The following is a 24,332-nucleotide window of genomic DNA, read 5'->3' as shown; positions in this document are numbered from 1 at the left end:
CTTTACGTTTGGGGGACAACATGTTCGGAAAGTTCAGCCGAAAAAACGACAGGCCGCAGTCCGGCATACCGACGGGTGCCGCGGAGTACCAGGGACGCTCACTGATGACCGTCGGCGGAGCCAACGGGGACGAGTACTTCGTGGGAGATGCAATCAACCGTCCCCTGGCAGAGTCCAAGTACTCCGTTTGGGGTCTGGTGGCGGGGGCAGCCAACCAGCACGGCGGCCAGGTGCCGGACCTCAACGAGCTCTTCCAGCACAGTGCGAGCACCCTGGGCGGAGCAGAATTCGGCCTGCCGCGTTACGCTCCGGGAACCAACGCCAGCGAAACGCCGCGCAGCTATCTGGCCCTGTGGGACTCCTTGCAGACCTCCGTCCGGCAGTCCGCGCCCAGTCCGGAACAATGGCCGGTGGCCTACGGCTTTGCCATTCAGAATCTGTTCGCGATGGCCAAGGGCCACTTTGGCCTTGTGGTCCTGACCCGGGTGGTCATGGACAGCGCCATCGCGACGTCGAAACTGAAGCTTCCGCTGCGGGCGGGCGCATCCGCCGGCGCTTCGGCCACGCCGGGCGGATAAAATCCCCCGCGTCTCCCCTGGGCCTGAGCGCCCCCCAGCACATATGCTAAGCATACTGACGAGTAGATGGTCTCGTCGTACCCGCCACGCCACCAGCAAGCGTGCCTCCCACCGGCACCACGGGCAGCGTCTTCCCCGGCGAGGGACTTCCCCAGAACACGGTCCGCCCCGCGGACGAAACGCTCGGCCGGTCCGACGCGAAGCCCTTCGACCAAACAAACGGCCTCGTTGACACCGCAGGCGAATCCGACGGGACAGCCCTGAGCGACACCTCGAGCGGAGCCTGGGAGACCGAACCGGCCCGGTCCCCCCGGCCGGAGGAAGCCTTGGTCAGCACTGAATCTGTCGGACCCAGTGTCCGGCCCGGCCGTTCCCACGAACCGCCGGGCCGGACTCATGGCGGCCCCTCCTCCAATCTGTGCGCCGCGCGGACCAGCCGCCCGACGACCAGAAGGACTCCAAAGATCGCAGTACTGGTCATTGACCCGCAGACCTGCGGGAGCTTGGTCCGGTTCATCCCCTGGATGCTTGACAGAGGCGACGTCGTGTTTACATACTCCCAAGAGGCCAACGTTTGGCCAGGAACATAAGGGACCAGGGGGCGAGCAATGGCCGGCCACGTCCGATCTTTAGCGGGACTGCTCGCGCTGGCTGCGCTGTGCACCCCTGCCCTGATCGGTTGCGGATCCGGCCCGGCCCCGCCCCCGCCGGGCTCCCCGTCAGCCACCAGCGATCCCCCACCCCCCGCACCCGCCCAGTCTTCCGCGCTGACGGAGCCAAGTGCACTGCCGGCACTCGAAACCGAGGGTTTTCCGGGTTCGGGCGACATTTCAGATGACTCCGCAATTTGGGCCGATCCTGCCGACCCCGCCAACAGCGTGGTGATTGCTGACAACAAGTCGCAGTCCGGCGGGGGTATCGGGGTCTTCGATATGAGTGGCAACTTGATCCACTTCCGGCCCGACGGAATGATCGGCAACGTTGACCTGAGAGCCGGGTTCCCGTCGTCGGGCTCGTCGATGGTCCTGGTCGGCGGCAACAACCGGTCGGACAACACGCTGGCATTGTGGTCCCTGGACACCGCCGCAAGGACCCTGTCACCGGTCGCAGCCCGAAGCATCGAGACCGCGGCACCCAACTACGGTTTCTGCATGTACCGAAGCCGGGCCAGCGGTAAGTTCTACGCCTTTGTGACTCCAAACGGGCCTGGATCGGTCCAGCAATTCGAGCTGTTCAATGACAGGGCAGGAAAGGTCGACGCCAAACTCGTCAGGACGCTGCCGGTCAGCAGCATCACCGAAAGCTGCGTCGCCGATGATGAGCTCGGCCACCTGTACGTCGGGCAGGAGGGTACCGGTGTCTGGAAGTACGGCGCGGAACCTGACGCCGGAACCAGCCGCCGTTCCGTGGACGAAGCGGGTGCCGGCCGGCTGGAGGCGGACATCGAAGGGATGAGCATCGCCTATGGCGCGGACGGCGCTGGCTACCTCTTCGTATCCAGCCAAGGCAACTCCACCATCGCCATCTACGACCGGGCCGGTGACAACCCGTTCCTCAAGACTTTCGAGATCGCCGGCCATGGGACAGTCGACGCCGTGACGGGGACCGACGGCCTGGACGTGACCTCCGAGAACGTCGGACCGAAGTTTGAGCAGGGGCTTCTGGTGGTCCACGACGAATCCAACCGGGGCGGCGCGACGTCAAACCTGAAGTACGTGCCCCTCAGCGAGGTGCTCAAATGAGTCCGCCTTCCGCGGCGGTGCCGCTGCGGTTCCACGAATATTCAGGGTGAGCGGGAAGTTCTACGCCTTCGTCGCTCCTATCGGGTCGGGTTCGATCCAGCAGTTCGAACTGTTCGACAACGGGGCGGGAAAGGTGGACGCCGCCCTCGTGAGGACACTCCCGATCAACAGCATCACCGAAGGCTGCGTGGCTGGCCGGCTCGACGGCGACAGGCAACAGCGGGTCCGGCATCTCCCACGGCTGGATCAGCAACGGCAGTTCCCTGGCCGACACCGTGTCGCCGGTCTCAGCCAGGCCCAGTTTCGTCAGGGCGCAGATGTCCCCCGCCACGCTGTACGGCACCGGCCGCAAGCCGGATCCCAGCGGCGAATACACATGGTGACACGCTCGTCACTGTCGTGGTCGGCGTGGCCCCGGTCCGCCAGGCCGTGCCCGGCCACATGGACGGCCGTGTCCTCGCGCAGTGTGCCGGAAAAGAGCCGGACCAGGCAGACGCGGCCCAGGAACGGGTCGATCATGGTGCGCACCACTTCGCCGAGCAGCGGCCCCGCAGGGTCGCAGTCCGGTGTGGCTGCCGGAGTGCCATCGAGGTGGGACACCGCCGGCCGCTCGCGTTCGGTGGGCGGGGGGAAGGCCCGTGCCAGGACCTCCAGCATTTCCGCCAGCCCGACGCCGGTCTCCGCGGACGTTGCGATCACCGGGTGGAAGAAACCCCTCGCGACCGCCGTCTCCAGGTCTCTGATGAGGATCCCGGACGGGATCTCCTCGCCGCCGAGGTACCGGTCCATCAACGACTCATCCTCGCTTTCGGCGATGATTCCCTCGATAAGCGCGCCCCGCGCCGCCGCAGAGGCGGCGCGTTCGACGTCGTCGGCCGTCCGGGCCGCGGGCAGCGCATCATCCGCCGGCTGTCCCGACACAGTCTGCGTGAGCAGCCCGGCGTATCGAGGAGGTTCACCTTTGACGCCGCCAACCAGCACGGGCACCACAGAGAGGGCGACGGAGCGCTGCTGGTGGACCGCGGCAGGCTCTGAGTCACTCACGGTGGTGCCTTCGGTGATCGAGCCCTTCCGCGAAATCACACCCGTTACGGCCAGCAGTGCTTCGGCCAGCATCGTCTTCCCGGCGCCTGAATGCCCAACCAGCGCCACGTTCCGGATCAGCGCCGGCTGGCGGCCGGATCTCCGGTCCCCCGTGCAGCGTGCGGCTGTCTATATGGATTGGACACCCTGAAAGGAACCGACGGCAAGACACAACGGCCAACTCCCCCGCAGCGCCGGGAGCCTGGTCTGCGGCCTTGACCCTGCCCCGCTACGCTTGGACCATGCCTTCCGCAACGCCTCCGCTCCCCCGGCCTACCGCCACCGCCTCCGCGTCAGGAACGGCTTCACGCCGGACGGCAGTGCTGGCCGCCTGCGCCGATGCCGCACTGATTCTCGTCTTCGCAGCCATCGGCCGGGACGCCCATCAGCGCGGGGACGTCGTTATCGGCGTATTTTCCACGGCCTGGCCCTTCCTCGTCGGAGCGGCGCTCTCCTGGCTGGCCCTGCGGGTGTGGCGCGAACCGCTGGCCCTCTGGCCGGCCGGCGTCAGCGTCTGGCTGGGCACGGTCACTATGGGCATGCTCCTGCGGGCCGTCACCGGGCAGACCGTGGTCCTGCCGTTCGTCGTCGTGGCGCTGCTCAGCCTGGGCCTTCTGCTGCTCGGATACCGCCTCCTGGCCGCCGGCGTCCGGCGGCTCAGCACACGCCGCCGCGGGGCGTGATGGACTAGGCTGGCAGAGACATGGCCGAGGCCCGGCGGCGTACCGTCCGGCGCCTACACCTGGCCGGCAACGGCGCAACAGATCCGGAAAGGCTCACACGTGGTCACCGCATTCGTCCTCATTAAGACAGACGCCTCCCGCATCCCCGAGACCGCGGAAGAAATCTCCGCCATCCAGGGCATCAGCGAGGTCTACTCCGTGACCGGCGAATGGGACCTCATCGCAATCGCCCGGGTCCCGAAGCACGACGATCTCGCCGACGCTATTGCCGACAAACTCTCAAAGGTTGCCGGAGTTGTCCACACCACCACCCAGATCGCTTTCCGGGCCTATTCCCAGCACGACCTCGATGCGGCCTTCAATCTCGGCTTCGAACAGTAGGATTTAGCATGCCGGGGGCCCGGCGGCTGAGCCGCCCCGCCAACTGGCGTCCCCCGGTCTGTTCAGCTGCGCGAGAGTGCGACCCACCGGTCCAGCACGGCTGCCGCCGCACCCGACCCGATGGACTCTTCTGCGCGCTTCAACGCGGCGGCCATCCGCTCACTGAACGGCCCGACAGCATCCGGATCAAATGCCACGAGTCCGGCAGCGGCGTTCAGGAGCGCGGCATCGCGCGCTGAACCGGGTCCGCCGGCAAGTACGGACCGCACGACGGCGGCATTGGCCGCGGCGTCCCCGCCGCGCAACTCCTCAAGGGTCGCCTGGCGGATACCGAGGTCCCGCGGATCGAACATTTCCTCACTCACGGCCCCGTTCCGGATTTCCCATACCCGGGACGGCCCGGTGGTGGTGAGCTCATCGAGTCCGTCGTTTCCGCGGAACACCAGCCCGCGGCTGCCTCGTTTGGCCAGGACTCCGGCCACCAACGGAGCCATACGCGCATTGGCCACACCCACCGCCGAGGCCTGCACGTTCGCCGGGTTGGTCATGGGGCCAAGGAAGTTGAAGGCCGTCGGCACGCCGAGTTCGCGGCGGGCGACGGCGGCATGCCGCATCGAAGGGTGGAACACCTGGGCGAAGCAGAAAGTGATGCCCGCTTCTTCCGCATTGAGAGCCACCCGCAGGATCGGCAGGTCAAGCCGTACCCCCAGGGACTCAAGGACGTCCGCGGACCCGGAGGTCGAGGACGCTGCACGGTTGCCGTGCTTAACCACCTTGGCGCCGGCGCCGGCCGCGATCAGCGCGGCCATGGTGGAGATGTTCACCGTGTTCTGCTGGTCTCCCCCGGTTCCGACGATGTCCAGCTTCTGCCCGGCTATCTCAATGGGGCTTGCGTTCGCGATCATCGCCTCGACCAGGCCGACAAGTTCGTCTATAGTCTCGCCTTTGGACCGCAGCGCCACGAGGAAACCCGCAACCTGCGCCGGCGTGGCCTCGCCCGACATGATCGAGTTCATTGCCCACTCCGTGTTGCCGGTGGTGAGATCTGTCCCGCCAATGAGAGCGTTGATGAGCCGCGGCCAAGTGTTGACTGCCGCCTGTGCAGATGCCTGAGAAGTCACGTTCCGATGCTATCGAGGTGCGCACTGCAAGACCAATGTGAACGCATCCGGGAACTTTTCCGCGCGAATTCGCGTCTTTGTAGAAAAAGTCCTCCCAAAACGCGGTTTGCGTTGGGCAGGAGTGAGTTTTATAGACATAATGTCTATGTGACATCTGCGACCCAAGCCCCCAGTACCCCGGCGCACCCGACGCTGAATCGCCCGAACATGGTTTCTGTTGGAACCGTAGTCTGGCTGTCCAGTGAGTTGATGTTCTTCGCCGGTCTCTTCGCCATGTACTTCACACTCCGTTCGACTTCCGGACAGATGTGGGCCGACGAGACAGCCAAGCTCAACTTCCCCTTTGCGCTCATCAACACGATCGTCCTTGTGGCAAGTTCCTTTACTTGCCAGATGGGCGTCTTCGCCGCCGAGCGGCTTCAGCCGCGTCGAAGCGGCGGACCCCTCAGCTTCACCCGCTGGGGAATGAACGAATGGTTCACCGTGACATTCATCATGGGTGCCTTCTTCGTGGCCGGCCAGGCGGCTGAGTACGCCATGCTCGTTTCCGAGCATGTCTCACTCTCCTCCAACGCCTACGGCTCGGCGTTTTACATCACCACAGGCTTCCACGGCCTGCACGTTATCGGCGGCTTGGTAGCCTTCCTCCTCATTATGGGACGCTCCTTCGCAGCAAAGAAGTTCGGCCACTTCGAAGCAACCTCTGCGATAGTCACCTCTTACTACTGGCACTTCGTCGACGTCGTCTGGATCGGCCTTTTCCTGGTCATCTACGTACTCAAGTAGCAACACCTGACTTTTCTTCTACAAGAGGTAGAATTTCAAGAAGTGGCTCCCGGAGCCAACGCAGGATCGAAAAAAGGAACCACCACGTGAAGGCACTCTCGCAGAAGCGACGTCACCCACTAGCAGCTATTGCGTTGCTGCTCATGGGCCTCTTGGTCACTGGTGGGCTGTACGCCGTAGCCACCACCGTCAACCAGGCCAAAGCCACCACCACCTTCAGCGCAAACGACGCAGAGGAAGGCGGCAAGCTCTTTGCCGCCAACTGCGCCACCTGCCACGGCATGGGCGCCAGCGGGACCAAAGACGGCCCCGCCCTCGCCGGCGTCGGCGCTGCCGCCGTTGACTTCCAGGTCGGCACAGGCCGCATGCCCATGCAGATGAACGGCCCGCAGGCCCCCAAGAAGCCGGTCCAGTTCAACGACGAGCAGACACATCAGCTGTCCGCCTACGTTGCTTCGCTGGGCCCCGGCCCCTCCATCCCCGAGGCAAATGTCCTTGATGGCCAGGGCGACGCCGCCAAGGGCGGCGAGCTGTTCCGCGTGAACTGCGCCATGTGCCACAACGCGGCTGCTGCCGGCGGTGCACTGACCCGGGGCAAATTTGCTCCCGCCCTGGACGGTGTCTCCAGCAAACACATCTACGAAGCCATGGTCACCGGACCGCAGAACATGCCGGTCTTCAGCGACGCCAACCTTTCCCCCGAGGGAAAGCGCGACATCATCACCTTCCTGAAGAAGATCGAAGCCAACGGTTCTCCCGGCGGCGCGGATCTGGGTGCTCTGGGTCCGGTTTCTGAAGGCCTGTTTGTCTGGATTGCAGGCCTGGGCGTCATCATCGCCTTCACCATCTGGCTTACGTCCCGGACGTCCTAAGCCCACCTGTTACACCTGTAAAAGTTTTCTGCTGACCCGTCAGCAGTTTGAATTGAAAGCTAACTCGGCACTAGCCGAGACGAGAGAGGGATGAGGCGAATTATGGGCAACCATAGTGACGGCAGTCCGAACGACTCGGGCTCCGTAGCTAAGGCTGGTCAGAATGAGGTGGAGAAGTTCCAGGATCCTGGACTTCCTCCGCATCGTTTGCGCCTGGCCGACACGGACCCGAAGGCCGCCAAACGAGCAGAACGGCAGGTAGCCCTTCTGTTCGGGACCTCGGTCGTCGGCACCCTGATATTCCTGGTGGCGTACTTTGCCATCGATCTGGGGGACGACACCGCGATCGCGACGATCCGGCTGCAGAACATGCTGCTGGGCCTCGGCACCGCCTTTGCCATGCTTGGCATCGGCACCGGAATCGTGCACTGGGCCAAAGCCCTCATGCCGGACCATGAAGTCTCGGAAGAGCGCCATGCCATCCGTACCGAGGAAGACCGCCTGGCGGCCGTCCGGATCGTCGACGACATCGTCGAGGAAACCGGCATCAAACGCCGCCCGCTGATCCGCAACACTCTCCTGGGCGCCGTGGCGCTGGCTCCCCTGCCGGCCCTCGCCATCTTCGGTGACCTGGGTCCGCGTCCTGACAACTCGCTTAAGCACACCATGTGGGCACCCCAGGATGGCAAGCTCAAGCGGCTTGCCCGCGACCCTGACGGCACCCCCATCAAGGCAGCCGATGTGACCATCGGTTCAGCTTTCCACGTCATTCCGGAAGGCCTGAACGAACTGCACGAACACAAGCTGGAAGAAAAGGCCAAGGCCGTTGTTCTGCTGATGCGCCTGAACCCGGAATCGCTCAACCCTTCCCCCGGCCGTGAGGACTGGGGTTACAACGGGATTGTTGCGTACTCCAAGATCTGCACCCACGTTGGTTGCCCTGTTGCCCTGTACGAGCAGCAGACCCACCACCTGCTGTGCCCGTGCCACCAGTCAACCTTCGACCTCACCCAGGAATGCAAGGTTATCTTTGGCCCGGCCAGCCGGCCTCTCCCCCAGCTGCCAATCGCGGTTGACTCCGAGGGCTACCTGGTCGCGACCAGCGACTTCAACGAACCTGTAGGACCTAGCTATTGGGAGCGTGATGAGCATGAGCGCAGCATCAACGCCTAATGCCCCCGCCTTCGTCGCCAAGACCAAGGGCGGCCGCATCACCAACTTCGTTGACGAGCGCGTCGGCGGATCAGGGATGCTCCGTGAATTCGGCCGTAAGGTCTTCCCGGACCACTGGTCCTTCATGTTCGGTGAAGTGGCGCTGTACTCCTTCGTCATCCTGCTCCTCTCTGGCACGTTCCTGACGTTCTTCTTCGATCCCTCGATGGCGGAGACCCGCTACCAGGGCTCCTACCTGCCCCTTAAGAACGTCGAGATGTCGGTAGCCTACAGCTCGTCCCTGGACATCTCCTTTGATGTCCGCGGCGGTCTGTTCATGCGCCAGGTCCACCACTGGTCCGCGCTGCTCTTTGTCGCCTCGGTCTCCGTGCACATGCTCCGCGTCTTCTTCACCGGCGCCTTCCGCAAGCCGCGCGAAATGAACTGGGTGGTGGGCAGCGTGCTGCTCATCCTCTCCATGGCTGCCGGCTTCACCGGCTACTCCCTCCCCGATGACCTGCTCTCCGGCAACGGCCTGCGCATCATCGACGGCGTGATCAAGTCCATCCCGGTAATCGGAACGTACATCTCGTTCTTCCTCTTCGGCGGAGAATTCCCTGGGACGGTTGTCATCGGCCGCCTGTACATGCTCCACATCCTGCTGGTTCCGGCGCTCATCCTCCTGATGATCGTGATGCACCTCTTTATGGTGGTCGTGCACAAGCACACCCAGTACCCCGGCCCGGGGCGCAACGACGGCAACGTCGTCGGCTACCCGCTTGGCCCGGTTTACGCGGCAAAGGCCGGCGGCTTCTTCTTCATCGTGTTCGGTGTTATTGCCCTCATGGCAGGGTTCTTCACCATCAACCCGATCTGGAACTACGGCCCCTACGACCCCTCCCCCGTCTCGGCCGGTACCCAGCCTGACTGGTACATCGGGTTCGTTGACGGCGCCCTGCGCCTCATGCCGGGCATGATCGGTGACTGGAGCGTCGAACAGGTCTGGTTCGGTTATGTCTTCAGCTTCAACGTGCTTCTCCCGGCCCTGGTGCCGGCGGGAATCCTCTTCACCCTGATGTTCGCCTACCCGTGGATCGAACGTTGGATCACCAAGGACAACCGCGAGCACCACGTCCTGGACCGTCCGCGCAATGCTCCGACGCGTACCGCCATCGGCATGGCCGGCTTCGTCTGGTACTGCGTTATGTGGGCAGCAGCAGGCTCGGACCTCATCGCCACGCACTTCAGCGTGTCGCTGAACGATGTCACCTACTGGCTGCGGACACTGTTCTTCATCGGCCCGATCATCGCCTTCATTGTCACGAAGCGCATTGCCCTGGCCCTGCAGCGCAAGGACCGCGAGATCGCCCTGCACGGCCGCGAAACCGGCCGTATCGTGCGCCTGCCGCATGGCGAGTTCATCGAGGTCCATGCACCGCTGGACGAGTACAAGCGTTACAAGCTCGTCGGCTTTGAGTCGCCGTCTCCGCTTCCGGCGGAGCCGAACGCCAACGGCGTCGTTGACAAGAAAGAAAAGCGCCGCGCGAAGCTGTCGCAGTGGTTCTTCGAGGACCGGGTTGCCCCGGCAACGCCCGCTGAGCTTGAGGCGGCCCATGGCCACCACGAACCCCACGAGGCAATCGAAGCAAGCGAGACCCAAAAGACGCTCAGCCGCTAACCGGCTGCAGTGAACACCAGAAAGGCCCGGTCCTCAGGACCGGGCCTTTCTGCATGCCCACGCAACAACAGACAACGCGGGGTCACTACGCGCCCATGAAACCCCTCGGGATGGGCGCGTAGTGACCCCGCGTTGGTGTTAGGGGCGGTACCCCGAGGCGTAATTGCGGGTCGGGCGGACGCCGGGGCGCTGCAGCGGCACCCACAGCTTGTAGCGGTCGGCCCGGTAATAGGACACCGAGTAGTCCACCATGGCGCGGGCCACGAAGGCGTGGCGCTGGATCTTCAGCAGCGGCGAACCGACCTCGACGTTGAGCAGGCGGGCCGTGGACGGCGAGGCAGCCGTGGCCTCGATCATGTCCTCGCCCCACTCCATCACCAGCCCGTAGCGTTCGGACAGGACGTTGTAGAGCGAGGTGGGCGGTTCGCCGTCGAGCAGTCCTGGCACCCGGTGGGCCGGAATGAAATTCTCGTCAACGCTCATGGGCTCGCTGTCCGCCAGCAGGAGGCGGCGGAACCGCACCAGGGGCGTGCCCTCCTCCAGCTGGAGCTCCCGTGCCAGGAAGGCGCTGGCGCCGATCTGCTCGAAGCTGAGGACCTTGGCCGCCGGGACCATGCCGCGACGCTGCATTTCCTCGCTGTAGGAGGTCAGCTTGACCTGCAGGTCCAGCTTCGGTTTCCGGACAAAGGTGCCCAGGCCCACCACCCGCTCGATGACTTCCTCGCCGACGAGGGCATCGATGGCCTGGCGCACTGTCATCCTGGCCAGGCCAAAGCGCTCGGCGAGGTCCCGTTCGGAGGGCAGCGCCGACCCGGGCGGGCAGGCGCTGACAATGTGGGACCTGAGGATTTCCCTCAGCTGGACGTAGATGGGCGTTCCGTTGTTGCGGTCGATCTCGCCGACCATGCGGGCCGCGTCAGAGGGCGCCACTGCGCAGCCTTCCGGAATGTGTCATACCTCAAGGTTAAGCCACACCCCGCACAGGTCTAGACCAGCGGGTTGTCGTGGTTCGCCCGGTAAGCCGCCCGCGGCTAGGCTTGAATGCGCCGGTTCCCCGCCGGCACCACCACCACAATCTGAGACAAGGGAGTCACGTTGCCGGTACGGAACGCAGTCGTCCGGGCCACCATCGGACTGCATGCAAGGCCTGCGGCGCTGTTCGTCCGCGCTGTCCATGAAACCGGGTTGCCCGTGACCATCAGCAAGGACGGCCGGCCCGGCGTGGATGCCCGCTCGCTGCTGGAAGTCATGACCGAGGATTTCCAGAACGGCTGCGAGGTGCAACTGGCCGTGGCTCCCGACGCAATCCCGGACAGCTGCAGCCCTGCGGACGTCGAGGCGGCCCTGGATGGTCTCCGCGCACTCCTGGAGTCCGCACGGACCCACTGAGCGGCACAGACGCCCTGCACGGGCTCCCCCCGGCATCAACGACGACGGCGGGCCCCACCAACTGGTGGGGCCCGCCGTCGTCGTTCATCAGTATGTGTCCTCGCGGACGTTTGTCACACGGACGTTAGTGCGCGTGGTCTCCGCGGCTGTATTCGTAGACCCAGCCGACCAAACCGACGAGTGCAAGACCGGCTGCGATGTAGACGATCCAGAAGCCTACGGCCAGTCCGAGGAATCCGCCGGCCGAGGCCAGGCCAAGAACCAGAGGCCACCAGCTCCAGGGGCTGAAGTGACCCTGTTCACCGGCACCCTCATGGATCTCCGCATCGCTGCGGTCCTCGGGACGCATCCCGACGCGTTTGGCGGTGAAGGAGAGGTAGGCACCGACCATGCCGGCCAGGCCAGCGATCAGAAGGAGCGCGAGGTAGCCTACCGGCTCAGTCCACTCCGTCAGGAAGCCGTAGACAATCGCTACCGGGACGAAGAAGAAGACGCCGAATCCAAAAAGCCTTGATTCGATTTTCACTGGGCTTGATCCTTCTGGTCGGCGTTACCGAGCGCTGCTGCTGCCGGGGCAGGAGATTCGACGGTGTATGACTGGGAGAGTTCGGGGTGGTGCAGGTCCAGGGCAGGACGCTCCGAACGGATCCGCGGCAGTGAGGTGAAGTTGTGGCGCGGCGGCGGGCAGGAGGTTGCCCACTCGAGGGAGGCGCCGAAGCCCCACGGGTCATCCACCTCGACCCGCTCGTTGCTGCGCCAGGTGATGTAGACGTTCCAGAAGAACGGGATCAGCGAGGCGCCCAGGAGGAAGGAGGCGTAGGTGGAGAACTGGTTCATCCAGGTGAAGTTATCCTGCGGCATGTAGTCCGCGTAACGGCGGGGCATGCCCTCGACGCCAAGCCAGTGCTGGATGAGGAAGGTGCCGTGGAAACCGAGGAACAGCATCCAGAAGTGGATTTTGCCAAGGCGCTCGTTGAGCATCTTGCCGGTCCATTTCGGCCACCAGAAGTAGAACCCGGCGAACATCGCGAACACAACGGTACCGAACACGACGTAGTGGAAGTGCGCCACCACGAAGTAGGAGTCGGAGACGTGGAAGTCAAGCGGCGGGGAAGCCAGGATGATGCCGGTCAGGCCGCCGAAGAGGAACGTCGCCAGGAAGCCGATGCTCCACAGCATGGGGGTTTCGAAGGTGATCGAACCCCGCCACATGGTGCCTATCCAGTTGAAGAACTTCACACCGGTTGGAACGGCGATCAGCATCGTCATGAAGGAGAAGAACGGCAGCAGGACCGAGCCGGTGACGTACATGTGGTGGGCCCACACGGTCACGGACAACGCGGCGATGGAGATGGTCGCGTAGACGAGTCCCTTGTAGCCGAAGATCGGCTTCCGGCTGAAGACCGGGAAGATCTCCGAGACAATGCCGAAGAACGGCAGGGCGATGATGTAGACCTCGGGGTGTCCGAAGAACCAGAACAGGTGCTGCCAGAGGACGGCGCCGCCGTTCTCCGGGTCGAAGATATGGGCTCCGAAGCGTCGGTCCGCGCCGAGGGCAAAGAGGGCTGCGGCCAGCGGCGGGAAGGCCATCAGGACCAGGATTGACGTGACGAGGATGTTCCAGGTGAAGATCGGCATCCGCCACATCGTCATGCCGGGGGCGCGCATGCAGATGATCGTGGTGATGAAGTTCACCGCGCCGAGGATGGTGCCGAAGCCGGTGAGCGCCAGGCCGAAGACCCAGAGGTCACCGCCCACACCGGGGCTGAACGTCGTGTTGGACAGCGGCGCATAAGCGAACCAGCCAAACGATGCCGCACCCTGCGGGGTGATGAAGCCGGACACGGCGATGGTGGAACCGAAGAGGAAGAACCAGAAGGCCAGGGCGTTCAGCCGCGGGAAGGCGACGTCGGGGGCACCGATCTGCAGAGGCATCATAACGTTCGCGAAGCCGGCAAACAGCGGCGTCGCGAACATCAGCAGCATCACGGTGCCGTGCATGGTGAACAGCTGGTTGTACTGCTCTTTGGTCTGCAGGATCTGCATACCGGGCTCGAACAGTTCGGCGCGGATCAGCAGCGCCATGACTCCGCCGAAGCAGAAGAACGCGAAGGACGCGATCAGGTACATGTACCCGATGGTCTTGTGGTCGGTTGTGGTGATCCAGTTGACGACGATGCGTCCCTTGGATTTCGGTACTACGGGAGCCTCAAGGATCCCGCTGGGCTGGGAATAGGTAGTTGCCACGTCGCTCCCCTTACTTGGTTTCGGTCGGGGCCGGGTTGCGGTCGTACTCTTCGCCGAGCAAGCCCGTGTTGCCGTCCTGGCGCAGCTTCTCCAGGTGCGCCTGGAACTCGGCGTCGGAAACGACCTTCACGCGGAACAGCATTTCGGAGTGGTACTCGCCACAGAGTTCGGCGCATTTGCCGTCGTAGGTTCCCTCCTTGGTGGGGGTGAACCTCATGTAGTTGGTCTTTCCGGGGATCATGTCGCGCTTCTGCAGGAAGGCGGGGACCCAGAAGGAGTGGATGACGTCGCGGGCGTTCAGCTCCAAGTCAATCGACTTGTTGACCGGGAGGTACAGGGTGGGCAGCTTTTCCTTGTCCACTTCCTCGCCGGTAAGGCGCGCCTGGACGCCGGCTTCGTGGACATCCTCGCGGATGACCTCGCCCTTTTTGTAGTTGAAGTCCCACGCCCACTGCTTGCCGCGGACGTCGACGACGACGTCGGCCGGCTCGGCGCGGTTGTCGATCGCCTGCTGGTCGCGGTCGGTGAAGTAGAAGAACACCAGGACCATAAACAGCGGGATCGTGAGGTAGAAGACCTCCAGGGGCAGGTTGAAGCTGTTCTGCCGCGGGAAACCGACGGTGCCCTTGCGGCGCCGGTAGGCGACGATGCACCAGATCATGAGGCCCCAGGTAATGACGCCCACGATCAGGGCGGCAATCCATGAGTTGACCCAGAGGTCCATGATGCGGTCAGTGTGGTTGGTGGTGCCACGCTCAGTGGGCAGCCACCCTTTCTGTACCTCTGGTGAACATCCAGTCAAAGCCAACGCGCCGGCGAGTGCCAAGCCAGTGATCGTAGTGATCTGTTTGCGTCGGCTGCCGGTTCGGTTCTGCGAACTCACAGACGGCCCTTCCTACTTGTTGCTGTCGCCCGGGCCGCAAGTGGCGGTCAGGGCACACTAAAAGTTTTACTACTCGGTGTAGAGCTTACCGCTCCCCGCGAGTTTTCGCCCACATGTCCGCGCCGTGCGTCGGGACCTTTTTACCGGGCCCGCTCGTGATGAATCCTGGGACACCGGGACCGGGCTGATTGCCCGGCTTTAGTGGAAGGAATCACCGCAGGCGCAGGAGCCGCCGGCGTTGGGGTTGTCGATGGTGAAGCCCTGCTTGGAGATGGTGTCCTCGAAGTCGATACTGGCGCCGCTGAGGTACGGGACGCTCATCTTGTCGACCACAACTTCAACGCCGTCATAGTCGCGGACCGCGTCGCCGTCGAGGAGCCGCTCGTCGAAGTAGAGCTGGTAGATCAGGCCGGAGCAACCGCCGGGCTGCACGGCCACGCGGAGGCGCAGATCGGTGCGGCCCTCCTGCTCGAGCAGGCTGCGTACCTTGCCGGCCGCGACGTCGGTCAGCTTGACCTCGTGCGTGGCCAGTTCCCCGCCCGCCGTGGCGGTGGAGTCGGGGCTGTTTTCATTGGTTGTAGTGCTCATGGCCTACCTTCTAACGACGGTGGTGGCGGCGCCGCACCCGCGGCACCCGCCCCTACTTGAACGGTACGGGCTATAGCTACATGCTACGTCGATCAGCCCTGTAGCTCTAACTCTTGCCGCAACCGTCCCAGCCGGCTGGATGTTCCCCCGGGAACACTCCCGGCCGGACCGCTCAGGCAAGTCCTTCCGCATTCAAACGGGCCAGCATCAGGGCTTCGGCCACGATGGCGTTCCGGAAATCCGCCAGGTGGAGGGATTCATTCGCGCTGTGAGCCCGGGAATCGGGATCCTCCACGCCGGTGACCAGGATCTGCACGTCCGGGTACAGCTCGGTCAGGTCGGCAATAAAAGGAATCGAGCCGCCGATGCCGGTCTCCACCGCCGGGACGCCCCACGCCTCGCCGAGCGCCCACATCGCGACGCTGGCAGCCTTGGAGGAGGTGTCGGTGAGAAAGGCGTTGCCGCTCTCCCCCGGGGTGAAGACCACGTGGGCGCCGAACGGCGCGTTGGCTTCCACATGGCGGCGGACGGCGTCCATCGCCTCGGCCGGATCCTGTCCGGGCGCGAGCCGCAGGCTGAACTTGGCGCGCGCACGCGGCAGGAGCGTGTTGGAGGCGACGTCCACGGCGGGGGCGTCGAAGCCGATGATGGACAGCGCCGGTTTGGTCCACATCCGCGAGGCGATCGACCCGGTGCCGGCGAGCCGGACGCCGTCGAGCACCGAGGCATCGGCGCGGTACTGCTCTTCGGAGAGGTCAACAGTGGCCTCGTCCCGGCTGGCCAGACCGGCGATCGCCACGTTGCCCTCGTCGTCGTGCAGGGTGGCGATCAGCCGGGAGAGCAGGGTCGGCGCATCCAGCACGGGGCCGCCAAACATGCCGGAGTGGACGGCGTGGTCCAGGACCTTGACTTCGATGGTGCCGTCGACCAGGCCGCGGAGGCTGGTGGTGAGCGCGGGGACGCCGACCTTCCAGTTGGACGAGTCGGCAACAACGATCACATCGGCGCGCAGCAGTTCCCGGTGGGTTTCGAGGAAGGTGCGGAAGGTCGGCGAGCCGGCCTCCTCCTCCCCCTCGAAGAAAAAGGTCACGCCGAGGCCAAGGTCATCGCCCAACACGCGGGTCGCGGCCGAGTAGGCAGCGATGTGCGCGAGGATCCCGGCTTTGTCGTCGGCCGCGCCGCGCCCGTACAGCCGCCCGTCGCGCTCGACGGCGGTGAATGGCTCCGTCTCCCACAGCGCCAGGTCACCGGTGGGCTGCACATCGTGGTGCGCGTACAGCAGGATCGTCGGCTTGCCCGCGGCGGCCGGACGGCGGGCGACGACGGCCGGGCCGCCCGGCGTCCCGTCTTCCTTGTCGCAGCGCAGGATCCGGACCTCGTCGAAACCGCTGGCACGGACCAGTTCGGCGACGGCGTCGGCACTGGCGTTCAGCGGGGCGGGGTCGAAGCTGGGCCAGGCGATGCCCGGGATGGCGACGAGCTCCGTCAGCCGGGCGATCGTCGTGTCGAACGATTCGATGACGGCCTGGCGGAGGGCCTCCGTGTCGACGTTTCCGGCCTGGGCAGTGGCGGTTTGCGGGTTCACCGCGGGTGATGAAGTCATGGCCAGAACACTACCGGTGTGATGGATCACTCCAAACCTTCAATATCGACACGGTGCGTCCTGCGCCGTGTGGTCCGGGTCTCGCGCGTGCCGCACCGGGGTATTCTGTAGGGGTGTTTGGACGTAAAAAAGAAGCGCCATCGGCGCAGGACATAGTTGACCAGCAGGCGGCCGGGGCAACAGCCCGGGACACCGCCCTCGGCAAGGGCGCGCCCACGCCCAAACGCAGCGCGCAGGTGGCGGCCCGCAAGCGGCCGCTCGTGCCGGAGGACCGCAAGGCCTCCAAAGCCGCGGAGCGTGCAGCGGTCCAGGAGCAGCGGGTGAAGATGCGCAAGGCCATGGACACCGGTGACGAAAGGTTCCTCCCGCTGCGGGACAAGGGCCCGCAGAAGCGTTTCGCCCGCGACTATGTGGACGCCCGCTTCAGCCTCGGCGAATATTTGATGTTCGGCGCGCTCATCTTCGTGATCGTCTCACTCCTTGTCCCGGCTTCCAGCGAACAGATGATCTACGTCCTGGGCGGGTTCTGGGTGATGTTCCTGGCGGTCTTCGTCGACGTCTTCATCCTGTCCCGGAAGCTCAAGAAGCGCCTGGAGGAGAAGTTCGGCGACGTGCAACGCGGCACCGTCTGGTACGGCTCCATGCGTTCGCTGCAGTTCCGCCGCCTGCGCCTTCCCAAGCCCCTCGTCAAGCGCGGCGAATACCCCGCCTGATTTCCGCAGTTAACACAAAGCCCCCGGCGCTCTGGCTGCCGGGGGCTTTGTTGTCTCCCGGCATTTCGGGGGACGGTCGTGTCTTCGGGGACCGCCGTGCGGGGCCGGGTGGCTCAGCGCCGGGACGGGTGCTTCGCCAGCAGCCGGTTGATGCGGGCGGCCCAGAACGGTCCTTCATAAAGGAACGCCGTGTAACCCTGCACGAGGGTGGCGCCGGCGTCGAGCCGTTGCTGGACGTCCTGCGCGGTTTCGACGCCGCCCACGGAGACCAGGACCAGCCTGCCGCCGGTGGCCGCTTTCAGCCGGGCCAGCACCTGCAGCGACCGCTGCTTCAGCGGGGCGCCGGACAGCCCGCCGGCGCCGCAGGCGGTCACCTGCTCCGGGCCGGAGGTGAGCCCGGTGCGGGCGATGGTGGTGTTGGTGGCGATGATTCCGTCCAGGTTCAGGTCCATGGCCAGTCGCGCGACGTCGTCGATGTCTTCGTCGCTGAGGTCCGGGGCGATCTTGACCAGCAGCGGAACGTGGCGACCGGAAGCCTGGTCCGCAGCCTCCCCCACGGCGGTCAGCAGCGGGCGCAGTGTTTCGACATCCTGCAGCAGCCTCAGGCCCGGGGTGTTCGGGGAGCTGACGTTGACCACGAGGTAGTCGGCGGCGGGCGCCAGGCTGCGGGCGCTGACGAGGTAGTCGGCCACCGCGTCCTCAAGTTCCACGGCCTTGCTCTTGCCGATGTTGACACCGATCACCGGGCGGACACCGGGGTGGCGGCGCTGCAGGGCGGCGCGGGCTGACTTCAGGCGGGGCGCGACGGCGGCGGCCCCGTCATTGTTGAATCCCATCCGGTTGATCACCGCCCGGTCCTCGACGAGGCGGAAGAGCCGCGGCGCGGGGTTACCCGGCTGGGCCTGCCCGGTGATGGTGCCGACCTCCACGTGGCCGAAACCCAGCTCGGTGAGGGCCTCGATGCCGTGGCCCTCCTTGTCGAATCCGGCTGCCAGGCCGAACGGGGAGGGGAAAGTCAGGCCGAAGGCCTGGGTCTGGAGTGACGCCGCCGGGGCGGTGAACTTCTGCAGCACCCGTCCGGCGCCGCAGGAGTGGACGAGCCGGATGGCCTTGAAGCCGATCTTGTGGGCGCGTTCGGCGTCCATCCATGAGAAGGCCAGCCGGAAGAAAGTCGGATATACGCGCATGACTCTAGTTTTCCGGTTCCGGCGGCCCAGACCAAACCCGCGGGCCACCGGGCGCTAGCATGAAGCAATGGAATGGGTACCCGATATCCTCGGCGACGACTTCGAAGCCTGCACCGTCTGGGCGGCCGGGCCCGACGGCGTCGAACGGACAGCCACGCTGGTGCGGCACGTTCCCCGCGCGCGGGGTGCGGCCGGCGGGGGTGCGGCCGGAAGGAACGCGGCAGGTGGGGCCCGGCCCCGCGCCGTGCTGTTCCTGCACGGCTGGAGTGACTATTTCTTCAACGAGGAACTCGCGGAATTCTGGGCCGGCCAGGGCTTCGCGTTCTTCGCCCTTGACATGCACAACCACGGGCGGAGCCTCCACACCGGCGCGCACGGCGGCTATGTGGCCGACCTGGACGATTACGACGCCGAGATCACCGCGGCGATTGGCCTCATCGTCTCGCTGCACCCCGGGGCTGAGGCCCCGCCGTCCGTGGCGCTGATGGGGCATTCCACCGGCGGGCTGATTGCCGCGTTGTGGGCCAGCCGGCATCCGGGGATCGTCTCGCAACTGATCCTGGACAGCCCGTGGCTGGAAATGCACGGCAGTCCGGCCGTGCGCCGCGCGGCGCGGACCATGGTGGAACCGCTCGCGCGGTTCCGGCCCGAAGCCGTCATCCGGCTCCCCGAACGCGGCTTCTACTGGCGCAGCATCAGCAGCGCCGCGGAGGGCGAATGGACCCTGGATGACAACTACCGCCCGCCCCGGGCGTTCCCCGTCCGGGCCGGCTGGCTGAGCGCGGTCCTCAGCGGGCAGTCGCGGGTGGCGCGGGGCTTGAACATCGACGTCCCGATCCTGGTTCTGATCTCCGGGGCCAGCGCCACCGGGATGTTCTGGAAGGAGTCCATGCGGCGCACCGATGCGGTCCTGGACGTCAACACCATTGCACTGCGTGCCCTGAGCCTGGGCCGCACCGTCACGCTCGAACGGATCGACGGCGCCCTGCATGATGTGTTCCTGTCCGCCCCGCGCACCCGCGCCGACGCCTACGCCCGGCTGGCCCGCTGGCTCCGCGCATACGTGCTGGACGACGGCGGCTCCGCATGACCGTTCCCGCGGTGCGGCCGCTCTGGCGCGAAGACGTGCTGGGCAGCCGCTTTGCAAGCCTGGAACTGCCCCTGGCCCCCGACGGCGAGGGACCCGTCGTCGCAACCCTGGTGCGGCATGCCGGCCCGGACGGAGCTGCGGCCAGGGTGCCGGCAGCGCGCCCGGCCGTCCACGGCACGCCCGCACCGGCGAAGGTGGTCCTCTACCTGCACGGCTGGGCGGACTACTTCCTGCAGGCCGAACTCGCCGATCACCTCGTTGCCCGCGGCTTCCACTTCTACGCCCTGGACCTGCGCAAGTTCGGACGCAGCCTCCGGGACTGGCAGACCCCCGGCTACACCACCGACCTTGCCGTCTACGACGAGGACATCGCAGCGGCGCTGGCAGCGATCGTCTCGGACATCGCCGGCCGTACCGGCAGTTCCGTAGCCCCGACTGTGCACCTGCTCGCGCATTCTCTCGGCGGCCTCGTGGCAGCACTGTGGGCGGACCGGAACCCGGGGAAGCTGGGCACGCTGATCCTCAATGCGCCCTGGCTGGAGCTGCAGGGCAGCAGCCTGCTCCGGAACATCGCCGTGCATCTGGTGGAACCGTTGGCGCGCGCAGACCCGCACCGGCCGCTCCTGCTGCCCGGCATGCCCGGCTACTGGGACAGCGTGAGCAGCACAGCACACGGCGAATGGGTCCTGGATCCCGCGTGGCGTCCGAAGGAATCGTTCCCCGTCCGGCCTGGCTGGATGAAAGCAGTCCTGGCCGGCCACGCGGCCGTGGCGCGGCGGCTCAACATCACGGCGCCGGTGCTGGTGATGCTGTCCGGACGCACCCGGATCCAGGCCGAATGGTCCGAGGATCTTATGGGACTCGACGCCGTCATCGACGTCGAGGAAACGGCGCACAGCGCGCTCCGGCTGGGCCGCCGGGCGGCCGTCTTCCGCTACCCGGGGGCGCTCCACGACATCTTCCTCTCCCGCCGAACGGTACGGCAGGAAGCCTACGACGACCTCGCCCTCTGGCTCAGCCTGTACCCGGGCTGAGTGAGCCCTGACCCGGACCGGCCGGGGCTGGTGGACCCGGTGTCAGGCCGGGCCGTCGGGGGCCGCGTCCACCGCACCGCCGTAACGGCGGTCCCGCTGGGCATAGATCTCGACGGCGTCCCACAGGGTGCGCCGGTCCACGTCGGGCCACAGCGTGTCCATAAAGACGAACTCCGCATACGCCGACTGCCACAGCATGAAGTTGGAGAGCCGCTGCTCGCCGGAGCTGCGCAGGAACAGGTCAACGTCCGGCAGGTCCGGCTCGTCCAGGTACCTCTGGATCGTTTTCTCGGTGATGGCGCCCGGCTTGAGCCGCCCGGCGGCCACTTCCTCCGCAATCGCGGTCACCGCATCCGCGATTTCGGCGCGCCCCCCGTAGTTAACACACATGTTCAACGTGCACGTGCTGTTGCCGCGGGTGAAGTCCTCGGCCTCCTCCAGTTCGCGGATAACCGAGCCCCAGAGCCGGGGGCGCCGGCCGGACCAGCGGATCCGGACGCCCCACTCATCGAGCTGGTTGCGCTGGCGACGTAGCACATCCTTGTTAAATCCCATCAGGAAGCGCACTTCCTCGGGCGAGCGGCGCCAGTTTTCGGTGGAAAAGGCGTAGACACTCACGTGCTGGATGCCGAGCTCGATCGCTCCGGCCACCACGTCGAGCAGGGCCGGTTCGCCCGCCTTGTGGCCTTCGATCCGGGGCAGGCCGCGCTGGTTGGCCCAGCGTCCGTTGCCGTCCATCACGATCGCGACGTGGCGCGGAATGAACTCCGCCGGGATCGCCGGGGGGACGGCTCCGGAGGAGTGCGGGTACGGACTCACCACGGGGGTGCTCCGCTGCCGGACCGGATTCTTCTTTTTACCCAACGCCACAGTTTTTCCCAACGCCACAGTTACGTTCGCTCCACATGTTTGAGGGATTTGAGGACACGTTCCAGATGCCACTGCAGGTAGCTGGCCACCAGGCCCGCGGCCTCGCGGCGGTGCACCGGAACGGACGCGTCCGCCGTCGTCCAGTCCCCGGTGAGCAACGCGCCGAGCAGCAGGACAGTTTCCGCGGCCGGCGCGGGTGATCCCGGCGGCCGGCAGTCGGCGCACACCATGCCGCCGAGCGGAGCCGAGAACGCAGTGTGCGGCCCCCGGGCCCCGCAGCGGGCACAGCCGGTGAAACTCGGCGCCCAGCCGCCGGTGGCGAGGGCGCGCAGCAAATACGAATCGAGGATGAGTTCCGGGCTGTGGTCGCCGCGGCTCAGCGATGCCAGGGCCCCGACGAGGAGGTTGTACTGGGCCGTGCCCGCTTCAGAGTCGACGTCGGTGAGCTTCTCGGCGGTCTCCGTCATGGCCGCAGCGACCGTGTAGCGGCCGTAGTCCGCGGCGATGTTGCTGCCGTAGGCCCCTTTGGCGACGGCCTGCGTGACAATGTCCAGGGTGCGGCCGGAAATCAGTTGGAGATCCGCGACCATGAAGGGTTCCAGCCGGGCGCCGAAGCGGCTGGAAGTGCGCCGGACGCCCTTGGCCACCGCCCGGACCTGGCCGTGGTGTTTGGTGAGGATGGTGATGATGCGGTCCGCTTCACCCAGCTTGTGGGTGCGCAGGATGACGCCGTCATCACGGTAGGCGCGGGAGGCAAAGGAGGAGGGATGGGCCACGGTTAATCTTCGCACTGTCTTTGAAGGAACGTTGCCTGTCGGGAAACGCCGCATTCCAGGCAGACTGCGCCGCCGGAAGACCCGGCGGCGCAGCGGCGGCCGGCTTAGCCGCGGGCGTCCCGGATGGCGCGGTTCACGGCCGAGATGACGGCCTTGAGGGAGGACGTGGACGTGTTGGAGTCGATCCCGACACCCCACAGCACACGCTCCCCTACGGCGCATTCGACGTACGCTGCAGCGAGGGCGCTGCCGCCTTCGGACAGGGCATGCTCGCTGTAGTCCAGCACCCGGACATCGACGCCGTCTTCGCGCAGGATGCTCAGCAGCGCAGCAATCGGGCCGTTGCCGGTGCCGGTGCGGTGAACGGGGGTGCCGTCGACCTTGAGCGCGGCGTGCAGCGTCAGGGAACCGTCCTCGTCCGTCTCGGTGCTGAACGGGCCCAGGGCGTAGCGGCCCCACTGCGCGTCGGCCGAGCCGGAGGGCAGGTATTCATCCTGGAAGACCTGCCAGAGCTGGGCGCCGCTGACTTCGCCGCCCACGGTGTCGGTCTGCTTCTGGATGACACCGGAGAACTCGATCTGGGCGCGCCGCGGCAGGTCCAGGTTGTGCTCGTTCTTCAGCAGGTAGGCGACGCCGCCCTTGCCCGACTGGGAGTTGACGCGGATGACGGCCTCGTAGCTGCGGCCGAGGTCCTTCGGGTCGACCGGCAGGTACGGGACCTGCCAGGGGTAGTCGGCAACTTCCATGCCCGCGGCGGCGGCGTCCTTCTCCAGGGCTTCCAGGCCCTTCTTGATGGCGTCCTGGTGGGATCCGGAGAAGGCGGTGAACACGAGGTCCCCGCCGTACGGGGTGCGCTCGGCCACGGGCAGCTGGTTGCAGTACTCCACGGTGCGGCGGACTTCATCGATGTCGGAGAAGTCGATCATCGGATCGATGCCCTGGACAAACATGTTCAGACCCAGGGTCACCAGGTCCACGTTGCCGGTCCGCTCACCGTTGCCGAACAGGCAGCCTTCGATCCGGTCCGCACCGGCCAGGTAGCCCAGCTCGGCGGCCGCGACGCCGGTGCCGCGGTCATTGTGCGGGTGCAGGGACAGGATAATGCCCTCCCGCGGGTGCAGGTTCCGGCTCATCCACTCGATCGAGTCGGCGTAGACGTTCGGGGTGGCCATTTCCACCGTGGCCGGCAGGTTGATGATGACCTGGCTGTCGGCGGAGGCCTCGAACACGTCGGCGATGGCGTTGCAGACCCGCACGGCGTACTCCAGCTCCGTCCCGGTAAAGGATTCGGGCGAGTACTCGTACGTGATGTGGGTGTCCTGCAGGGTCTCTTCGTACTTCTTGCACAGCCGCGCGCCCTGCAGGGCGATGTCCAGGATGCCGTCCTCGTCCTGGTGGAAGACAACCCGGCGCTGCAAGACCGACGTCGAGTTGTACAGGTGCACAATCGCCTGCTTGGCGCCGACCAGGGACTCGTAGGTCCGCTCAATCAGGTGCTCGCGGGCCTGGGTCAGGACCTGGATGGTGACGTCGTCCGGGATGTGGTTGCCAGCAATCAGCTGGCGGACGAAGTCGAAGTCCGTCTGCGAGGCGGAGGGGAACCCGACTTCGATTTCCTTGTAGCCCATCTGGACCAGCAGCTGGAACATCTTCAGTTTGCGTGCGGGGCTCATCGGGTCGATCAGGGCCTGGTTGCCGTCGCGCAGGTCCACGGCGCACCAGCGCGGGGCCTTGGTGATGACCTTGTCCGGCCAGGTCCGGTCCGGCAGTTCAACCGTGATCAGGTCCTGGAACGGGACGTAGCGGTGGACGGGCATTCCTGAGGGCTTCTGTGCGTTTCGCATTACAATCGGGGCCTTTTCTGTAATTCCTGATG

At 65.8% G+C, this 24,332-nt stretch carries 23 protein-coding genes and 2 pseudogenes; 13 read left to right on the top strand and 12 right to left on the bottom strand.

From position 1 onward, the window contains the following. Nucleotides 1-20: 20 nt before the first annotated feature. The 3 genes and pseudogenes from ACZYX4_RS09030 to ACZYX4_RS09020 form a co-directional block, all read left to right on the top strand. Nucleotides 21-578, top strand: a complete 558-nt coding sequence (locus tag ACZYX4_RS09030; protein WP_463875224.1) for a hypothetical protein — start codon at nt 21-23, stop codon at nt 576-578. 608 nt (nt 579-1,186) lie between these two features. Continuing rightward, complete coding sequence (locus tag ACZYX4_RS09025) at nt 1,187-2,320, top strand: phytase (protein WP_463875223.1); 1,134 nt, start codon at nt 1,187-1,189, stop codon at nt 2,318-2,320. A gap of 46 nt (nt 2,321-2,366) precedes the next feature. Then, nucleotides 2,367-2,456: pseudogene (locus ACZYX4_RS09020) on the top strand (hypothetical protein); the annotation flags it as partial. Between the two features lie 48 nt (nt 2,457-2,504). Here ACZYX4_RS09020 and ACZYX4_RS09015 read toward each other — a convergent pair. Further along, nucleotides 2,505-3,502, bottom strand: a pseudogene (locus tag ACZYX4_RS09015) (GTP-binding protein); the annotation flags it as partial. A gap of 143 nt (nt 3,503-3,645) precedes the next feature. Here ACZYX4_RS09015 and ACZYX4_RS09010 point away from each other — a divergent pair. Together ACZYX4_RS09010 and ACZYX4_RS09005 are read left to right on the top strand one after the other, a co-directional pair. Continuing rightward, the gene (locus ACZYX4_RS09010) at nt 3,646-4,086 is read left to right on the top strand and encodes a DUF3054 domain-containing protein (RefSeq protein ID WP_463875221.1); all 441 of its coding nucleotides are present in this window, start codon (nt 3,646-3,648) and stop codon (nt 4,084-4,086) included. 99 nt (nt 4,087-4,185) lie between these two features. Beyond that, nucleotides 4,186-4,467 carry an Lrp/AsnC family transcriptional regulator gene (locus ACZYX4_RS09005; protein ID WP_463875220.1) on the top strand — a complete coding sequence of 94 codons (282 nt, stop codon included), beginning with the start codon at nt 4,186-4,188 and terminating at the stop codon, nt 4,465-4,467. Nucleotides 4,468-4,529: 62 nt separating this feature from the next. On the opposite strand, the gene trpD is transcribed toward ACZYX4_RS09005, so the two are convergent. Further along, nucleotides 4,530-5,588: an anthranilate phosphoribosyltransferase gene (gene trpD, locus ACZYX4_RS09000; RefSeq protein WP_463875219.1), complete on the bottom strand. Its 1,059-nt coding sequence runs from the start codon at nt 5,586-5,588 to the stop codon at nt 4,530-4,532. A 111-nt stretch (nt 5,589-5,699) separates the two neighbouring features. Between trpD and ctaE the strand changes: the two genes are divergently transcribed. The 4 genes from ctaE (at nt 5,700) to qcrB (ending at nt 10,076) form a co-directional block, all read left to right on the top strand. Beyond that, nucleotides 5,700-6,374, top strand: coding sequence for an aa3-type cytochrome oxidase subunit III (gene ctaE, locus ACZYX4_RS08995; RefSeq protein WP_463875217.1), 675 nt, complete (start codon nt 5,700-5,702; stop codon nt 6,372-6,374). An 86-nt stretch (nt 6,375-6,460) separates the two neighbouring features. Then, entirely contained in the window at nt 6,461-7,246 is a 786-nt protein-coding gene (gene qcrC, locus ACZYX4_RS08990; protein WP_463875215.1) for a cytochrome bc1 complex diheme cytochrome c subunit, read from the top strand. A 102-nt stretch (nt 7,247-7,348) separates the two neighbouring features. Further along, a complete protein-coding gene (gene qcrA, locus ACZYX4_RS08985; protein WP_463875213.1) occupies nt 7,349-8,419 on the top strand; it encodes a cytochrome bc1 complex Rieske iron-sulfur subunit in 1,071 nt (356 codons plus the stop codon). Continuing rightward, nucleotides 8,397-10,076 carry a cytochrome bc1 complex cytochrome b subunit gene (gene qcrB / locus ACZYX4_RS08980; RefSeq protein ID WP_463875212.1) on the top strand — a complete coding sequence of 560 codons (1,680 nt, stop codon included), beginning with the start codon at nt 8,397-8,399 and terminating at the stop codon, nt 10,074-10,076. Before qcrA ends, qcrB begins: the two co-directional genes overlap by 23 nt. Before the next feature lie 138 nt (nt 10,077-10,214). Here the strand turns inward: qcrB and ACZYX4_RS08975 are convergent, their stop codons facing one another. After that, a complete protein-coding gene (locus tag ACZYX4_RS08975) occupies nt 10,215-10,982 on the bottom strand; it encodes a GntR family transcriptional regulator (RefSeq protein ID WP_463875314.1) in 768 nt (255 codons plus the stop codon). Nucleotides 10,983-11,171: 189 nt separating this feature from the next. Here ACZYX4_RS08975 and ACZYX4_RS08970 point away from each other — a divergent pair, with 189 nt between their 5' ends. Further along, complete coding sequence (locus tag ACZYX4_RS08970) at nt 11,172-11,465, top strand: HPr family phosphocarrier protein (RefSeq protein WP_463875210.1); 294 nt, start codon at nt 11,172-11,174, stop codon at nt 11,463-11,465. A gap of 124 nt (nt 11,466-11,589) precedes the next feature. On the opposite strand, the gene ACZYX4_RS08965 is transcribed toward ACZYX4_RS08970, so the two are convergent. The 5 genes from ACZYX4_RS08965 to ACZYX4_RS08945 form a co-directional block, all read right to left on the bottom strand. After that, the gene (locus ACZYX4_RS08965) at nt 11,590-11,991 is read right to left on the bottom strand and encodes a cytochrome c oxidase subunit 4 (RefSeq protein ID WP_463875208.1); all 402 of its coding nucleotides are present in this window, start codon (nt 11,989-11,991) and stop codon (nt 11,590-11,592) included. Continuing rightward, a complete protein-coding gene (gene ctaD / locus ACZYX4_RS08960) occupies nt 11,988-13,712 on the bottom strand; it encodes an aa3-type cytochrome oxidase subunit I (RefSeq protein ID WP_463875206.1) in 1,725 nt (574 codons plus the stop codon). Before ctaD ends, ACZYX4_RS08965 begins: the two co-directional genes overlap by 4 nt. A gap of 10 nt (nt 13,713-13,722) precedes the next feature. Continuing rightward, entirely contained in the window at nt 13,723-14,595 is an 873-nt protein-coding gene (ctaC, locus tag ACZYX4_RS08955) for an aa3-type cytochrome oxidase subunit II (protein WP_463875205.1), read from the bottom strand. 198 nt (nt 14,596-14,793) lie between these two features. Beyond that, nucleotides 14,794-15,183 (bottom strand): HesB/IscA family protein, encoded by a 390-nt coding sequence (locus tag ACZYX4_RS08950; protein WP_463875203.1) that lies wholly within the window; start codon nt 15,181-15,183, stop codon nt 14,794-14,796. Nucleotides 15,184-15,355: 172 nt separating this feature from the next. After that, a complete protein-coding gene (locus ACZYX4_RS08945) occupies nt 15,356-16,786 on the bottom strand; it encodes a M20/M25/M40 family metallo-hydrolase (protein WP_463875202.1) in 1,431 nt (476 codons plus the stop codon). A gap of 113 nt (nt 16,787-16,899) precedes the next feature. Between ACZYX4_RS08945 and ACZYX4_RS08940 the strand changes: the two genes are divergently transcribed. After that, nucleotides 16,900-17,499, top strand: coding sequence for a DUF3043 domain-containing protein (locus tag ACZYX4_RS08940; RefSeq protein ID WP_463875200.1), 600 nt, complete (start codon nt 16,900-16,902; stop codon nt 17,497-17,499). Nucleotides 17,500-17,612: 113 nt separating this feature from the next. Here the strand turns inward: ACZYX4_RS08940 and ACZYX4_RS08935 are convergent, their stop codons facing one another. Then, on the bottom strand, nt 17,613-18,686 hold the full coding sequence (locus ACZYX4_RS08935; protein WP_463875198.1) for a quinone-dependent dihydroorotate dehydrogenase: 1,074 nt from the start codon (nt 18,684-18,686) through the stop codon (nt 17,613-17,615). 67 nt (nt 18,687-18,753) lie between these two features. Between ACZYX4_RS08935 and ACZYX4_RS08930 the strand changes: the two genes are divergently transcribed. After that, nucleotides 18,754-19,776 carry an alpha/beta fold hydrolase gene (locus tag ACZYX4_RS08930; protein ID WP_463875196.1) on the top strand — a complete coding sequence of 341 codons (1,023 nt, stop codon included), beginning with the start codon at nt 18,754-18,756 and terminating at the stop codon, nt 19,774-19,776. Beyond that, nucleotides 19,773-20,810: an alpha/beta hydrolase gene (locus tag ACZYX4_RS08925; protein ID WP_463875194.1), complete on the top strand. Its 1,038-nt coding sequence runs from the start codon at nt 19,773-19,775 to the stop codon at nt 20,808-20,810. Before ACZYX4_RS08930 ends, ACZYX4_RS08925 begins: the two co-directional genes overlap by 4 nt. Before the next feature lie 42 nt (nt 20,811-20,852). Here ACZYX4_RS08925 and ACZYX4_RS08920 read toward each other — a convergent pair whose 3' ends face one another. From ACZYX4_RS08920 to leuA, 3 genes are all read right to left on the bottom strand, one after another. After that, the gene (locus ACZYX4_RS08920; protein ID WP_463875193.1) at nt 20,853-21,680 is read right to left on the bottom strand and encodes an isoprenyl transferase; all 828 of its coding nucleotides are present in this window, start codon (nt 21,678-21,680) and stop codon (nt 20,853-20,855) included. A 20-nt stretch (nt 21,681-21,700) separates the two neighbouring features. After that, nucleotides 21,701-22,456: a DNA repair protein RecO gene (gene recO, locus ACZYX4_RS08915; RefSeq protein WP_463875191.1), complete on the bottom strand. Its 756-nt coding sequence runs from the start codon at nt 22,454-22,456 to the stop codon at nt 21,701-21,703. Between the two features lie 104 nt (nt 22,457-22,560). Then, a complete protein-coding gene (gene leuA / locus ACZYX4_RS08910) occupies nt 22,561-24,300 on the bottom strand; it encodes a 2-isopropylmalate synthase (protein WP_463875189.1) in 1,740 nt (579 codons plus the stop codon). Nucleotides 24,301-24,332: the final 32 nt, after the last annotated feature.

The organism is Pseudarthrobacter leeuwenhoeki, from assembly GCF_055412885.1.
This window is presented reverse-complemented; position numbering and strand designations above follow the sequence as displayed.

What these genes read in the sequence shown, in the direction of transcription:
- ACZYX4_RS08930 (WP_463875196.1), top strand. Translation starts at nt 18,754, where the DNA reads ATGGAATGGGTACCCGATATCCTCGGCGACGACTTCGAAGCCTGCACC.
- ACZYX4_RS09010 (WP_463875221.1), top strand. Translation starts at nt 3,646, where the DNA reads ATGCCTTCCGCAACGCCTCCGCTCCCCCGGCCTACCGCCACCGCCTCC.
- ACZYX4_RS08945 (WP_463875202.1), bottom strand. Translation starts at nt 16,786, where the DNA reads ATGACTTCATCACCCGCGGTGAACCCGCAAACCGCCACTGCCCAGGCC.
- ACZYX4_RS08935 (WP_463875198.1), bottom strand. Translation starts at nt 18,686, where the DNA reads ATGCGCGTATATCCGACTTTCTTCCGGCTGGCCTTCTCATGGATGGAC.
- ACZYX4_RS09025 (WP_463875223.1), top strand. Translation starts at nt 1,187, where the DNA reads ATGGCCGGCCACGTCCGATCTTTAGCGGGACTGCTCGCGCTGGCTGCG.
- ACZYX4_RS08925 (WP_463875194.1), top strand. Translation starts at nt 19,773, where the DNA reads ATGACCGTTCCCGCGGTGCGGCCGCTCTGGCGCGAAGACGTGCTGGGC.
- qcrB (WP_463875212.1), top strand. Translation starts at nt 8,397, where the DNA reads ATGAGCGCAGCATCAACGCCTAATGCCCCCGCCTTCGTCGCCAAGACC.
- ACZYX4_RS09030 (WP_463875224.1), top strand. Translation starts at nt 21, where the DNA reads ATGTTCGGAAAGTTCAGCCGAAAAAACGACAGGCCGCAGTCCGGCATA.
- ACZYX4_RS08950 (WP_463875203.1), bottom strand. Translation starts at nt 15,183, where the DNA reads ATGAGCACTACAACCAATGAAAACAGCCCCGACTCCACCGCCACGGCG.
- leuA (WP_463875189.1), bottom strand. Translation starts at nt 24,300, where the DNA reads ATGCGAAACGCACAGAAGCCCTCAGGAATGCCCGTCCACCGCTACGTC.
- ACZYX4_RS08975 (WP_463875314.1), bottom strand. Translation starts at nt 10,982, where the DNA reads ATGGTCGGCGAGATCGACCGCAACAACGGAACGCCCATCTACGTCCAG.
- qcrA (WP_463875213.1), top strand. Translation starts at nt 7,349, where the DNA reads ATGGGCAACCATAGTGACGGCAGTCCGAACGACTCGGGCTCCGTAGCT.